Raw genomic sequence first — 13,902 nt, 5'->3', positions numbered from 1 at the left:
CTGCTCTTGCGTCAGCTTGTTCGCGGTCCGCCGCGAATACACGTCTTCGAACTTCATAAGTCGAACTTCCTGTAACACTTCTGTCCGCTTCATAACGCCTCCTTTCGGAGACATGATAAAACCGGACAGATCGCATGTTATCTACACCGGACATATCGCTTGTTAGCGACAGGTCCTACGCGCCCCCTTGAGCCTGACGCGCCAGCACCCTAAATTAGAGGCAACGCGCGACATTGGAGTATGACATGTTCGGTATCCCCGGCAAACAAGCGGTCACCATCACCGAAAAAGCAGCCGCTCAGATCGCCAAGCTGATGGACCAGGGCGGCCATTCAGGCCTGCGCATCGGCGTCAAGAAAGGCGGCTGTGCGGGCATGGAATACACGATGGAATACGTTGATGAAGCCGACCCCAACGATGAGGTCGTCGAACACGAAGGGGCGCGGGTCCTGATCGCACCCATGGCGCAGATGTTCCTGTTCGGTACCGAAATCGACTATGAGGTGTCGCTGCTGGAAGCAGGGTTCAAGTTCAAGAATCCAAATGTGACAGATGCCTGCGGCTGCGGCGAATCCATCAGCTTCAAGGACATGCCTGTCGGCTAAGGCACCGCTTGGCTCCGGGCCGCTGCGCAACGGCAAACGCCCAGGCAGGCAACATCAGCACAGACCACACACTATATCTGCAATCCGTGTCGGCGGGACCCTCGCGGTCCTGCCCAACTGTCTTTCGTCCGTGAACTGGACGGCCCTCTCCACCTGAACGACAGCTGGCAGCGTTACGCATCAGGCTTGCGCGCCAGGTCCTCCCACGCCAGTCCACAAGACTCGCCCCAAAGCTTGGCCTTGCAGTCAATTGTGATGCCAGACCAACGATGCTACCAACAGGCCGACAGGACACTTGGCAACCTGGCCACTTGGCAAACTGGCCAAAGAACAAACTGGGCCCACAACCACTCAAACGGGAGACCACCACATGCGGCGCAAACTGGCAGCAGGCAACTGGAAAATGAACGGCACCGCAGCCGCGCTGGACACATTGGATGCGTTGGCCAACACGGCCGCCAGTGCAGAAGTGCTGATCTGCCCCCCAACCACGCTACTGTCCCGCGCCGCCGAGCGCCTGTCCACCAGCGCCATCGCCCTTGGCGGTCAGGATTGCCACGCTGCGGCCTCCGGCGCCCACACCGGCGACATCAGCGCCGAAATGCTGCGCGATGCCGGTGCCACCGCGGTGATCCTCGGCCACTCCGAACGCCGCGCGGATCACGGCGAAACCGACGCCCAGGTCCGCGCCAAAGCCGAAGCCGCCATGGCCGCGGATCTGACAGCCATCATCTGCGTCGGCGAAACCCTGCAACAGCGCGAAGCGGGCAACACCCTGGCGGTGGTCCGCGACCAGCTGACAGGCTCCCTCCCCGACAACAGCACAGGCGCAACCGTGGTGGTCGCCTATGAACCGGTTTGGGCCATCGGCACCGGCAAGATCCCGACGCTGGCGCAAATCGCCGAGGTCCACAGCGATCTGCGCGCTAGCCTGAGCGCGCGTTTTGGCGCAGAGACCGCAGCGGCCATCCGTCTCCTTTATGGCGGCTCCGTCAAAGCCAGCAACGCTGCTGAGATCTTTGCGGTTGCGGATGTGGATGGTGCGCTTGTCGGTGGCGCCAGTCTCAAGGCAGCCGATTTCGCCCCCATCATCGAAGCGCTTGATGCCAGCTGAAGCGCATTTGAGTATTTAAGGGAAAGATGACAGCACCAAGCGCGACGCCGCCCCGTCATCTTTCCACAAATACTCTGGGGTGAATGCGCGCCAGCGCAGAGGGGCAAAGCCCCCTTTTTCATCTCTCTTTGAGAGCCATTCAGTAAAAAGGCGCCCCGGTTTCTCAGGGCGCCTTTCTCTTTTCTTGAGCATATAGACCAACGGAGCCGGCCTATTTGGTTATGATCTCCGGCCCCATCACCGCATTGGGCAACACCGTCGACAGCCACGGAATATAAGTGATCATAATCAGGAACACGAAGAGCACGGCGAGGAATGGCAAAGCCGCCTTCACCACACCCATCATCGGCATCCCGGCCACGCCGGAGGTCACGAATAGGTTCAGACCCACAGGCGGTGTGATCATGCCGATTTCCATATTCACCACCATGATGATGCCCAGATGGATCGGATCGATGCCCAGTTCGATGGCAATCGGGAACACCAGCGGCGCCACGATCACCAGCAGACCCGAGGGCTCCATGAACTGACCGCCGATCAGCAGGATCACATTCACGACGATCAGGAACATCACCGGACCAAAGCCCGCCGACAGCATCGCATTGGCGATCTGCTGTGGCACCTGCTCATCGGTCAGCACGTGTTTCAGGATCAGCGCATTGGCGATCACAAACAACAGGGTGACCGTCAGCTTGCCCGCCTCAAACAGCGTGTGTTTGGTGTCGGGATGAAAGAACGCGGTGATCAGCGCATAAGGTTTGCTGAGGAGCGAGATTTTCGGCGCGTCCTCGCCCCGCGACAGGGGCCCCATGTCCTTGTAGACAAAGCAAGCAATGAAGAACGCATAAACCGCCGCCACCGCCGCCGCTTCGGTCGGGGTAAAGATGCCGCCGTAGATGCCACCCAGGATGATGACGATCAGGAACAGACCCCAGCCCGCATCGCGCGCCGAGGCAAAGATCTCTCCCCAGCCGTGCCATTCGCCCTTGGGCAGGTTTTTCACCTTGGCCATGATGTAGATGGTGATCATCAGCATCAGGCCCGCCATCAGCCCCGGAATGACCCCCGCCAGGAACATCCGCCCGACCGAGACTTCAACCGCCGCCGCATAGACCACCATCACGATGGAAGGCGGGATCAGAATGCCCAGCGTACCGGCGTTACAGATCACACCGGCGGCAAACTCCTTGGTGTAGCCCACCTGGCGCATCCCTGCGATCACGATGGATCCGATCGCCACAACCGTCGCAGGCGACGAGCCTGACAGCGCCGCAAACAACATGCAGGCAAAAACACCCGCAATCGCCAGACCGCCGGGCAAATGGCCCACACAGGCGATGGAAAAGCGGATGATCCGCCGCGCCACACCACCGGTGGTCATGAAACTGGAGGCAAGGATAAAGAACGGGATCGCCAAGAGGGTGAAATGCCCCTCAAAGGCTTCGAACAGCGTGCCTGCGACCGAGGCCAGCGAGCTGTCGGAATAGATCAGCAAGAACAGAGTCGAGCTGAGGCCAAGCGCCACCGCGATCGGCACACCAATCAGCAGCAGGCCAATGACCATGGAAAACAGCAATACCACGTCCATCAGTCGTGCTCCCCGCGTTGCGCCTGTACTTCGGCGATCTCATCTTCAACTTCATGGCTGGCCACCAGACGATCCGCCTCGCCACGCAGGATCTGCAGCGCCGCCTGGGCAAAACGGTAGACCATCAGCAGCATGGAGATCGGCAGGATCACATAAGGCACCACTTTCGGCAGCTTCTCATAGGCATCACCATAGTTGATCAGGTCTTCGAGAAAGCGCAGGAACCCCACCATGGGCACATCTTGCACCTCATAAAAACTCTGGCTGCGCGCCTTCATGTCAAACCCTGTTGGGAACCAGCGGCCAGAGGTCGGCGGCAGATCCGCAAAGACCGCCCAATAATCATAAGCGCCCTTCAACAGCAGCAGCGAGAACACCAGGCAGCAGCTGACAGAGATCAGACCGATCACCCGACGCGTCGCCGGTGACACCATGTTCAGGATCGCATCCACACCCAGATGCGCATGCACCTTCACCGCATAGGATGCGCCGAGCAGCACCAGCCAGGCAAACAGGAACACTGTCAGCTCAAGCGCCCACAGAATGTTGGAATTAAACACAAACCGCGCGATCACATTGGCAAATGTGATCAGGGCCATCAGCCCCAGAAGCAGCGCAATAAGGGTTTCTTCGAGCTTGTTGATAAACCCGGTCGGGCCAGGTCTTGCCCCCGCCATATCATTCTCCCCGACATGTTTGGAAAATTGCGTGTGATGCCGTGTTGCATCGAACTGGGTGGGTCAGGCGCCGCACACGCCTGATCCGTTAGCTTTTCAAATCAGACCCTTACAGGCCTGCGTTGATGGACTGTGCCGCGTCGATCATGTCCTGACCAACATCGCCGGAGAACTTGTCCCAAACCGGCTTCATCGCTTCGACCCAGGATGCGCGCTGCTCTGGGGTCAGCTCACGCACAACACCGCCTGCGTCGATGATGGACTGGCGGGCTTCGCCGTTCACTTTGGTGGATTCTGCATTCCGGGTCGCAGTCACTTCCGACAGGATGGTCAGGAACTGCTCACGCACGGCTGGATCCAGGCTGTCGAGCCAGTCGACAGAGGTCACAACCAGATAGTCCAGCGCACCGTGGTTGGTTTCGGTGATGCCGTCCTGCACCTCAAAGAACTTCTTGCCGTAGATGTTGGACCAGGTGTTTTCCTGACCATCCACAACACCCTGCTGCAGCGCGCCATAGACTTCGGAGAAGGCCATTTTCTGCGGGCTGCCACCGATGGCTTCCATCTGCGCAACCAGCACGTCAGAGGACTGCACGCGGAACTTCAGACCATCCGCATCGCTGGGGTCGATCAGCGGCTTGTTGGCCGACATCTGCTTCATGCCGTTGTGCCAGTAGGCCAGCCCCTGCAGGCCGCGGCGCTGCATGCTGTCCAGCATGGCCTGGCCGTTTTCGGAGGCTTGGAACGCGTCAACCGCTTCGATGTTTTTGAACATGAAGGGCAGATCGAACAGACGGAACTGTTTGGTGAATTTTTCGAACTTCGACAGCGACGGCGCGGCCAGCTGCACGTCACCCTGCAGCATCGCTTCGAGCACTTTGTTGTCGTTGTACAGTGTCGAGTTCGGATAGACTTCCAGGCACATGGTGCCGTTCATCTCTTCGTTCACGCGGGTTTCCAGCAGCGACGCAGCGATACCCTTTGGGTGCTTGTCGGTGTTGGTCACGTGGCTGAATTTGACGACGATTTCACCATCGTCGCAAGCCGCCATAGCGGTGCCTGCAGTCATGGTCAGTGCCACAGCGGTGGCGGCAGCGGTTACAAACTTCATGTCATTCCTCCCGAAGTTTCTCCATAGCTTTCGCACAGTCGAAAGCCCCGGAGCGAGCATCCAATCCCATCGCAGCGGGCTCAAGCATTCGTTACAAGAATGTGAAAAATGAATTTTAATCAGCCAAAACAGATGGCTAAATCCCGTTCCTTATCCGCAGACACAAGGCCACGGGCGGCACTGTGCGAAATCCCGCACAGCGGCCCCAGCCACCTGTGCGGAAATCCGCACACATCGCGACACCGCTCTGGACAGGCAGAATCGCCCGCTTTCCAACACCCGGACGCAGATGCCCTGCCCATAAAACGCGGGTGTTGCGTCCCCATGGTGATCAGCGCGCGCATTGGGTACGGCTGGTTTACCTCACTGTGTCAGTCTGGATCTGTCGCGACACAACGGGTGGTCTGGCACATCACCCAGCACGCTCTGGCCCACCATTTGGGTCCGAGACACGGAGACCAGTCTGTTCCCGATGCGGCTGACACCCGCAAACCGGGACCAGGCGTCCAAACAGACATGCAAACGGACATGGGTCGGACTGACACCCGCGCCCAGAGACCTCCGCACCCGGGCCTAAACCGGGCCGACACCCTCGGCCTGTCCCGGCGGCGCCGCCATCCTGACGACCCCGACCAGCCCACTGGGCAAAACAAAGAAGGCAAGCACAGACCTAAAGAGGCAAACCGCCACCAACAGACACAAAGAGACACCAAAGCGCAGACGCAGATCCCCCCACGCAGCAGCCACAACTCAGCACCGCGAGCATGGCACCGACAGCGCAGCACCGACAGCGCAGAACCGCCAGCGCAGGCCGAGGCCCAGCCTCAGCGGCGGTAATCTTCTGGGCGAATCCCGTAACGGGCCAATTTGTCATAGAGCGTTTTGCGCGGCAGCTTCAGCGCTTTGGCCGCGGCAGACGCATTGCCGTTCTGCCGACCAAGCGCTGCGATCAACAGCGACCGCTCCACCTGCGCCAGCTGCTCCGCCAGCCCCAGATCAGTGGCCCCCGGGCTGTCCTCCGGCAGTCCCAGCACAAATCGCATCGCCGCCGACATCAACGAGCGCGCATTGCCCGGCCAATCCTGCGCCATCAGGGCCGCCAGATGATCCTGCGGCACATCGGGCGTGGCAATCCCTGCCTGTTCTGCGGCCTGCGCCACATAATGCGAAAACAGGACCGGAATATCCGCAGGCCGCTCCGCAAGGGCCGGTATGCGCACCCGCATCACCTCCAGCCGGTAATAGAGATCCGCCAAAAATCCCCCGCGCGCGGCCAGCTCGCCCAGATCAACCACGGACCCCACCAGCAAACGGGTCTGCTGCCCCTGCTCCAGCGCCTCCAGCATCGCGTATTGGGTTTCGCTGGGCAGCGCCGATATTTCATCCAGATAGAGCGAGCCGCCCACCGCGTCCTGACACAGGCTTGCATAGCCCTGCGGCGTCAGCCCGGCGGCGGGCCGTTTGACAAAAGCCGCCTGCCCGCGTGGCGACAGCAGATGAATGACCTCCGCCACTTTGGAAATCCCACTGCCCGGCGCCCCGGTCACCAACACCTCCGCGCCGGTTGCCGCCACACTGCGCGCGCGGCTGCGCAGATCGTCGACCTGCGGGGAGGTGCCAAAAATCATCCGCGCTGCGGGATCGCCGCTTTCCAGCCGCGATTTCTGCTCTCGGGTCTGGCGCACCAGGGCACGTGCCTGCAGCGCCCGACGCACCACCGCCACCAGATCGGCGCTGGCGCAGGGTTTTTCCAGAAAATCAAACGCGCCATCCGCCATCGCACGCACCGCCATGGGAATGTCGCCCTCGCCGGTCAGCAGGATCACCGGCAGATCCGCATCCACATCGCGCACATAGTGCAGCAGATGGAACCCATCGCGCCCCGGCATCCGCATGTCGGACAGGATCACCCCGTCAAATCCCGGCGTAATCAGATCCTTGGCCGCCACAAAAGAGCCCACTGCGACAACGTCGAATTCAGCCAGCTCCAACGTCTGCGCCAAAGCCGTGCGCACCGCCGCATCATCATCCACCACCAAGACCCGGTTGGTCATTCTGCACCCTCTTTGCGCTCTGCCGCTGCGAGGCGCGCGCGGTTCTGGACCGGCCCCGCCGCATCGCCCGCCTCCTGCGCGCTCCAGCCGTCGAGTTCAACCGTAAACTCCGCACCTCCGCCATCGGCCTGCGCGATATTCACACCGCGGATCTTGCCGCCAAAGCTTTGCACCAGGCCGTAGGAAATCGACAACCCCAGCCCCATGCCCTCAGAGCTGCCCACCGCTTTGGTGGAATAAAACGGATCAAAAATCTTCTCCGGCTCCTGCAGCCCCGGCCCGATATCACGCAGGCTGACACAATGGCGCGGCACCGCCCCCTCGGCGGCCGGCAAAGTCTGCAGGGTGATGCGGATCTCACGCGCGCTCTGCTGCAACATCGCATCAGCGGCATTGTTGATGAGGTTTACAAACACCTGCGACAGGCGCACCTCGCCCCCCCAGGCATAAACCGGCCCCGGCGGCGGCGACCACACCAGCCGCACATCGTCCTTTTTCAATCGCAGCTCGGTCAATTCCGCCGCGCTGTTGATCACCTGCACCAGATCAACCCGGCCCATAGGCTCGCTTTCGTTGCGCACAAAGGCCCGCAGGTTCTTGATGATCCGCGCCATCCGCGCCGCCATATGGGCAATCCGGCCCAGGTTTTCACCGGCCAGATCCGGCTTGCCCCGCGCAACAAAGGCCTCGCCGTTTTCGGCAAACTGCTGGATCGCCATCAACGGCTGGTTCAGCTCATGGCTGATCCCTGCCGACATCTGCCCCAACGCCGACAGTTTGCCCGCCTGCACCAGATCCTGCTGCGCCCGTTTCAACGCCGCCTCCGCCTCCTGGCGTTCCTGCACCTCGCGGGTCAGCCGCAGATTGGTCGCAGACAGCGCCTTGGTGCGCGCCGCCACCCGGCTTTCCAGCACCATATTGGCCTCTGCCAGTGTGCGGCGACGTTCAATGGCAAGCACCAGCATCGCCCCAAAGGCCAGACAGATCCCCGCCATCGCCGCCGCCTGCAGCGCGGCCAAGCGGCGCGCGGGTGCGATATCCACCAGGATTTCACCCACCATACCGATCTGCGGCAGGTTCACCGCCTGATGCAGCGCGCGCTCCGGCAGATAGGGTGACCAGCGCAGATCCCAGATCTCGTGACGCCCGATATCCCAGGCCCGCAGGGTCACGGGGCGCCCATCGGGCGGCCGCAGGCCAGGGCCTGCATCGCTGCGCTGCCAGAACAACAGCTCGCGCCGATTGGCAATGAACACCTCGCCACCGCGATTGGTGAAAAACACCGCAGGCAGGGACCCCCGCCAGGTCTGTTCCATATCCTCGACGTCTGCGACCACCACCAACGCGCCGCGCACCTTGCCATCGACCCCGAAATCCGGCGCAGCATAGACATAGGCCCGCCGGCCCCCGGGCTCCAGCACGTCATAGCCGGTGCCAAGCGCGCCCTGCATCGCGCGCTGGAAATAATCGCTCTCGCTGACACTGCGGCCCATCACATCCGCGGCGGCGACAACGACCCGCCCGCTCTGGTCGACAAAAAACACATCCAGCGCCGCGGTTTTATCCGCCACCTCACGCAACAGCTGCTGCGCCGCCGCCTGCGCCTCGTCCCGTGCATCAGCCCGGTCCAACCGCTTCAGGGTCGGATGGCCCGCCATCAGCACCGCCAATTCCTGATAGACCTGCAGCTGTGTGGCCACCCGGTCCGAGGCCAGCGCCAGATCCGCAGCACTGCGTTCGCCCAGCGAGTCGAGCGCCTGACGATAGGCAAGCTCATAGACCGCGCTGGCAATCGCCATCACCACGGTGAGCACAAGCGCCGGGATCATCCATCGATGTTGCTGAAACTGCGTCATCGCGCCAACCTAGCAAAGCGCCCCTTGCATTGACCAGCCACCATTGCGACACCTGCTGTCATGATTACTTTGACTCAATCTCCCACCGATCCCGATTTTGTCCAGTCTCCTTATGGGTTTTATGCCAAAGCCCGCAGCGACGGGCATCTGCATTTCTGGAAAGACTACGACATGGTGGCGGCCTTTTCTCATGCCGCCGTCCATATGCTGCTGCGCGACCGCCGGTTTGGCCGCGAAATCCCGGCCGAACTGGCGGAGCCCGGCCCGGCGCATCTGGCGCCATTCCTGCAGGTCGAGGCCCATTCGCTGCTGGATGCGGAACCCCCGCGCCACACCCGACTGCGCCGCCTTGTGCTGCGGGCGTTCACCAGCCGCGAGGTGCAGGCCCTCGGCCCCGGGCTGACCCAGCTGTGCCACGACTTGATCGATGCCTTTCCCCAGGATGCACCGTTTGATCTGCTGTCTGCTTATTGCACCCAGGTGCCGGTGGTGGCGATCTGTCGTCTGTTGGGCGTGCCCACCGAAATGGCCCCGCAGCTGTTGGACTGGTCGCATAAGATGGTCGCCATGTATCAGGCCTCGCGCACCGAGGAGACAGAACATGCCGCCGCCCGCGCCAGCCAGGACTTCATCGATTTTCTCACAACTTACGTGGACAAACGCCGCCAGGAACCGGGCGAGGATCTGATCACCCGGCTCATTCAGGCCGAAGAGGACGGCGAGAGCCTGTCGACGGATGAGCTGATCGGCACCTGCATCCTGTTGCTGAACGCAGGCCATGAGGCGACGGTGCATTCGCTGGGCAATGGCGTCAAAACCATGCTGCAGCAGGGCTGGGATCCGGCCTGGCTCACCCCGGATGGGATCGAAGCACTGGTGGAGGAAATCCTGCGCTACGACCCGCCGCTGCATATGTTCACCCGCTATGCCTACGAAGAGGTGGAGATGTTTGGCCACAGCTTCCAGCGCGGCGATCAGGTGGCGCTGTTGCTGGCCGCGGCCAATCACGACCCGGAGGTGCTGTCTGATCCCGAGCGTTTTGACCCCACACGCCCACCCAAAGTGAACAAGAGCTTTGGCGGGGGTCTGCATTTCTGTGTCGGCGCGCCGCTCGCGCGGTTGGAGATGCAGATCGCCCTGCCGATCCTGTTTGAACGCTGCCCGCAGCTGCGTCTGGCGCAACCGCCAGAATACAACAACACCTACCATTTCCATGGGCTGACGCGCCTGATGGTCACGGTCTGATATCGCAGCTTGCAGGGCACAGAACGATTCCGCATGGCGCAGCCGCATTATGGGGCTGTTGCTGGGCCCTGCACAGCGCCTGAAAAAGGACGCAGGATCAGGTCCAAACTAGAGCCTGTCATCTTTCCAAAAATACTCAATAAAAAAGGGGGATATCCCCCTTTTTCACCCTTTATAGCACCCCCCGTCTGGTGGCTCTGATCCCAAAGGCCAGCCACATGGATCAGATGCTTAATCCGTGGGCACGCTTTCCAACGGCAGCAGCGTGGTGGATTTGATCTCCTCCATCGACAAGAGCGCGGTCACATTATGGACCCGCACCTCTGCAATCAGCGCCTGATAAAACTCATCATAGGCGCGCGCATTTTTGACCCGCACCTTCAGGATGTAATCGATGTCGCCCGCCAAACGGTGCGCCTCTTGCACTTCGGGGCGATCCCGCAGCGCCTTGAGGAACTTTGCCTGCCAGGTCGCCTCATGTTCCGAGGTGCGGATCAGCACGAAAAAACAGGCCTCAAACCCCAGCGCATCCGCATCCAGAACCATGGTCTGACGCCCGATCACCCCAGCCTCGCGCAGCTTGCGGATGCGATTCCAGACCGGGGTCTTGGAACTGCTCACCCGACGGGCGATTTCATCCAGCGATTGGCCCGCATCCCGCTGCAGTTCAGCCAGGATTTTCCGGTCCGTGGCATCAATCCGCACTGTCATTCCTGTTTTCTCCTTGTTTCGGGATCAACCACTCTCGATGCGCGGCAGATTGGAACGATTTTCCTTATTTCCGCGAACACGTAGCGCATAACAGGAAATATTTCCTATATCTAGGCACAAGTCAAACACACCAGCCGAGGCCCAGATATGACCGGTCCCACAGACACCATCGCCCCCACCACACCGCAGCAGCAGCAGCGGTCGGGCTGTTGTGCCCTGGTCGCGGGCGAGGTTGCTTTTGCAGGCTCCGGCCCCGGTGACCCTGATCTGCTGACCCTGAAGGTGGCGCGCGCGTTGAACGACGCGGATGTGATCCTCTTTGACCGTCTGGTCAGCGCCGAGATCCTCGCGCTGGCAGGGGCACAGGCCGTGCTCGAAGATGTCGGCAAAGAAGGCTTTGGCCCACAGATCAGCCAGGACGAAATTTGCCGCCGTCTGGTCGCCCATGCCCAGGCCGGGAAAAAAGTCCTGCGGCTGAAATCTGGCGATCCCACCCTGTTTGGCCGCCTCGACGAAGAGCTGAGCGCCTGCGAAGCGGCTGGTCTGGGTTATCAGATCATGCCGGGCATCACCGCGGCCTCTGCCGCTGTGGCGGGCATCGGCCAGAGCCTGACCCAACGGGGGCGCAATGCCTCTGTGCGGTTTTTGACCGGCCACGACATGAAAGGGTTTGCCGATCACGACTGGGCCGCTCTGGCGCGTCCCGGCGAAGTTGCGGCCATCTACATGGGCAAGAAATCCTCTCGTTTCGTGCAGGGCCGCCTGATCATGCATGGCGCCGACCGCGCCACCCCGATGACCATTATTGAAAACGCCTCGCGGGCGGATCAGCGGGTGATCGAAACCACCCTGGATCGCCTGCCCACCGACCTTGCCGCCGCCCAGCTGACGGGCCCGGCGCTGACCTTTCTTGGCCTTGCCCCGCGCGCCAGCGCCCAGGCCCTGAGCGATTTGACCATGGAGCTTGCATAATGCCCCGTCCCTTTACGCCGAAAATCATCACCGCCAACGATCTGCTCGAAGGTGACGTGATCTATTACACCGCCGCAGACACCTGGACACGCAACATGTCCGAGGCCGAGCTGATCGAAGACGAAGCGGTCTCGCAGTTGCGCCTGCTGGAGGCGCAGAAAGACGCGCTGACCGTGGTTGGCATCTACCTGACCGACGCCAAAGCGGGCGAGGCTGGCCCAGAGCCGACCCATTTCCGCGAAGACTTCCGCCGCACCGGCCCATCGAACTACCGCCACGGCAAACAGGAGGCCGCAGCAAATGTATAAGTACAACGATTTCGACACTGCCTTCCTGGAAGAGCGCAACCGTCAGTTCCGCGCGCAGGTCGAGCGCCGCATCGACGGCTCGCTGACCGAAGATGAATTCAAGCCCCTGCGCCTGATGAACGGTCTGTATCTGCAGCTGCACGCCTATATGCTGCGGGTTGCCATCCCTTATGGCACCCTGTCGGCCAACCAGATGCGCCAGCTGGCGTTGCTGGCGGAGAAGTGGGACAAGGGCTACGGCCATTTCACCACCCGTCAGAACATCCAGTACAACTGGCCCAAGCTGAAGGATGTGCCAGATATGCTGGACGCGCTGGCAGAGGTAAATCTGCACGCGATCCAGACCTCGGGCAACACCATCCGCAACGTGACAGCGGACCATTTCGCCGGTGCCGCAGCCGATGAAATCGAAGATCCCCGCCCGATCGCGGAACTGATCCGCCAGTGGTCCACCGATCACCCGGAATTCCAGTTCATGGGCCGCAAGTTCAAGATCGCTGTCTCCGCCGGTGAAAAGGACCGCGCGGTGCTGAAAGCCCATGACCTCGCGGTGCGCATCCTGCGCAATGACGCGGGCGAAATCGGCTATCAGGTGCTGGTGGGCGGCGGTCTGGGCCGCACCCCGATGATCGGCAAGGTGCTGAACGAGTTTGTCCGTCAGGACGATCTGCTGCCCTACATCGAATCCGTGGTCTCGGTCTGGAACCAGCACGGTCGCCGCGACAACAAATACAAGGCCCGTATCAAGATCACGGTCCATGAAATGGGTCTCGACAAGATCCGTGAGCTGACAGAAGAGCGGTTCGCGCTGGTGCGCCCCACCTTTGGCGGCGCCGATCTGGCCCTGTTCGAAGAGATCAAGGCACATTTCGCCAACCCCGCCTTCCGCGCAGGTGACATCGATGCTTATCAGGCGGCCTATGACAGCGATCCTGTCTTCCGCTCCTGGGCCGACACCAACCTGACCGCGCATAAGGCGGACAACCACAGCATCGTCACCATCTCGATCAAGGCCCACGGCCAGACGCCCGGCGATGCCACCGCCGAGCAGATGCGCGTGATGGCCGATCTGGCCGAAGAGTATGGCTATGGCGAGCTGCGCATCAGCCACGAGCAGAATGTGATCCTGCCGCATGTCCACAAAAACGACCTGCCCGCGATCCATGCCCGCCTGAAAGACCACGGTCTGGCCACGGCCAACATCGGTCTGATTTCGGACATCATCGCCTGCCCCGGTATGGACTATTGCGCGCTGGCCACCGCCCGCTCGATCCCGGTCGCTCAGGAAATCGCCACCCGCTTTGACGCATTGAAACTGGAGCACGACGTGGGCCACCTGCAGATCAAGATCTCGGGCTGCATCAACGCCTGTGGCCACCACCACGTCGGCCATATCGGTATTCTCGGCCTCGACCGCGCGGGTGTGGAAAACTACCAGATCACCCTGGGTGGTGATGCAACCGAAACCGCAGCCATCGGCACCCGCACCGGACCCGGCTTTGCCTATGATGAGATCGTGCCCGCGGTGGAGCGCATCGTGCTGGCCTATCTCGATATCCGCGACAGCGAGGAAGAGACCTTCCTGGAGACCTATCGCCGTGTTGGCATGGATCCCTTCAAGGCAGCGCTCTACCCCGCGGTTGAGAAAAAGGTGGCCTGAG

The 13,902-nt window shown here is 61.4% G+C and carries 12 protein-coding genes; 6 read left to right on the top strand and 6 right to left on the bottom strand.

What is annotated here, in order from left to right; genetic code table 11:
- The first annotated feature begins 245 nt into the window (after positions 1-245).
- Positions 246-605: an iron-sulfur cluster assembly accessory protein gene (locus Q0C28_RS04705; protein ID WP_293573494.1), complete on the top strand. Its 360-nt coding sequence runs from the start codon at positions 246-248 to the stop codon at positions 603-605.
- A gap of 370 nt (positions 606-975) precedes the next feature.
- Entirely contained in the window at positions 976-1,719 is a 744-nt protein-coding gene (gene tpiA / locus Q0C28_RS04700) for a triose-phosphate isomerase (protein ID WP_293573493.1), read from the top strand.
- A 211-nt stretch (positions 1,720-1,930) separates the two neighbouring features.
- Here tpiA and Q0C28_RS04695 read toward each other — a convergent pair whose 3' ends face one another.
- The 5 genes from Q0C28_RS04695 to Q0C28_RS04675 form a co-directional block, all read right to left on the bottom strand.
- Complete coding sequence (locus Q0C28_RS04695) at positions 1,931-3,307, bottom strand: TRAP transporter large permease (protein WP_293573492.1); 1,377 nt, start codon at positions 3,305-3,307, stop codon at positions 1,931-1,933.
- Positions 3,307-3,984 carry a TRAP transporter small permease gene (locus Q0C28_RS04690; RefSeq protein ID WP_293573491.1) on the bottom strand — a complete coding sequence of 226 codons (678 nt, stop codon included), beginning with the start codon at positions 3,982-3,984 and terminating at the stop codon, positions 3,307-3,309. The genes Q0C28_RS04695 and Q0C28_RS04690 overlap by 1 nt, the downstream gene beginning before the upstream one ends.
- 109 nt (positions 3,985-4,093) lie before the next feature.
- Positions 4,094-5,095 (bottom strand): DctP family TRAP transporter solute-binding subunit, encoded by a 1,002-nt coding sequence (locus Q0C28_RS04685; protein WP_293573490.1) that lies wholly within the window; start codon positions 5,093-5,095, stop codon positions 4,094-4,096.
- An 824-nt stretch (positions 5,096-5,919) separates the two neighbouring features.
- A complete protein-coding gene (locus tag Q0C28_RS04680) occupies positions 5,920-7,149 on the bottom strand; it encodes a sigma-54 dependent transcriptional regulator (RefSeq protein ID WP_293573489.1) in 1,230 nt (409 codons plus the stop codon).
- Positions 7,146-9,005: an ATP-binding protein gene (locus tag Q0C28_RS04675; RefSeq protein WP_293573488.1), complete on the bottom strand. Its 1,860-nt coding sequence runs from the start codon at positions 9,003-9,005 to the stop codon at positions 7,146-7,148. Before Q0C28_RS04675 ends, Q0C28_RS04680 begins: the two co-directional genes overlap by 4 nt.
- A 60-nt stretch (positions 9,006-9,065) precedes the next feature.
- Between Q0C28_RS04675 and Q0C28_RS04670 the strand changes: the two genes are divergently transcribed.
- A complete protein-coding gene (locus tag Q0C28_RS04670) occupies positions 9,066-10,250 on the top strand; it encodes a cytochrome P450 (protein WP_293573487.1) in 1,185 nt (394 codons plus the stop codon).
- 231 nt (positions 10,251-10,481) lie between these two features.
- On the opposite strand, the gene Q0C28_RS04665 is transcribed toward Q0C28_RS04670, so the two are convergent.
- Positions 10,482-10,961, bottom strand: a complete 480-nt coding sequence (locus Q0C28_RS04665; RefSeq protein WP_293573486.1) for an Lrp/AsnC family transcriptional regulator — start codon at positions 10,959-10,961, stop codon at positions 10,482-10,484.
- 147 nt (positions 10,962-11,108) lie between these two features.
- Between Q0C28_RS04665 and cobA the strand changes: the two genes are divergently transcribed.
- The 3 genes from cobA to Q0C28_RS04650 are packed head-to-tail and all read left to right on the top strand — an operon-like array spanning position 11,109 to position 13,901.
- Positions 11,109-11,933, top strand: coding sequence for a uroporphyrinogen-III C-methyltransferase (gene cobA / locus Q0C28_RS04660; protein ID WP_293573485.1), 825 nt, complete (start codon positions 11,109-11,111; stop codon positions 11,931-11,933).
- Entirely contained in the window at positions 11,933-12,241 is a 309-nt protein-coding gene (locus Q0C28_RS04655; protein WP_293573484.1) for a DUF2849 domain-containing protein, read from the top strand. Before cobA ends, Q0C28_RS04655 begins: the two co-directional genes overlap by 1 nt.
- The gene (locus Q0C28_RS04650; protein WP_293573483.1) at positions 12,234-13,901 is read left to right on the top strand and encodes a nitrite/sulfite reductase; all 1,668 of its coding nucleotides are present in this window, start codon (positions 12,234-12,236) and stop codon (positions 13,899-13,901) included. Before Q0C28_RS04655 ends, Q0C28_RS04650 begins: the two co-directional genes overlap by 8 nt.
- Position 13,902: the final 1 nt, after the last annotated feature.

It is taken from the genome of Phaeobacter sp. (assembly GCF_022825805.1).
Classification (GTDB): domain Bacteria; phylum Pseudomonadota; class Alphaproteobacteria; order Rhodobacterales; family Rhodobacteraceae; genus Phaeobacter.
The sequence above is the reverse complement of the archived record's forward strand: the minus strand, read 5'-3'. Positions and strand labels throughout refer to the sequence as shown.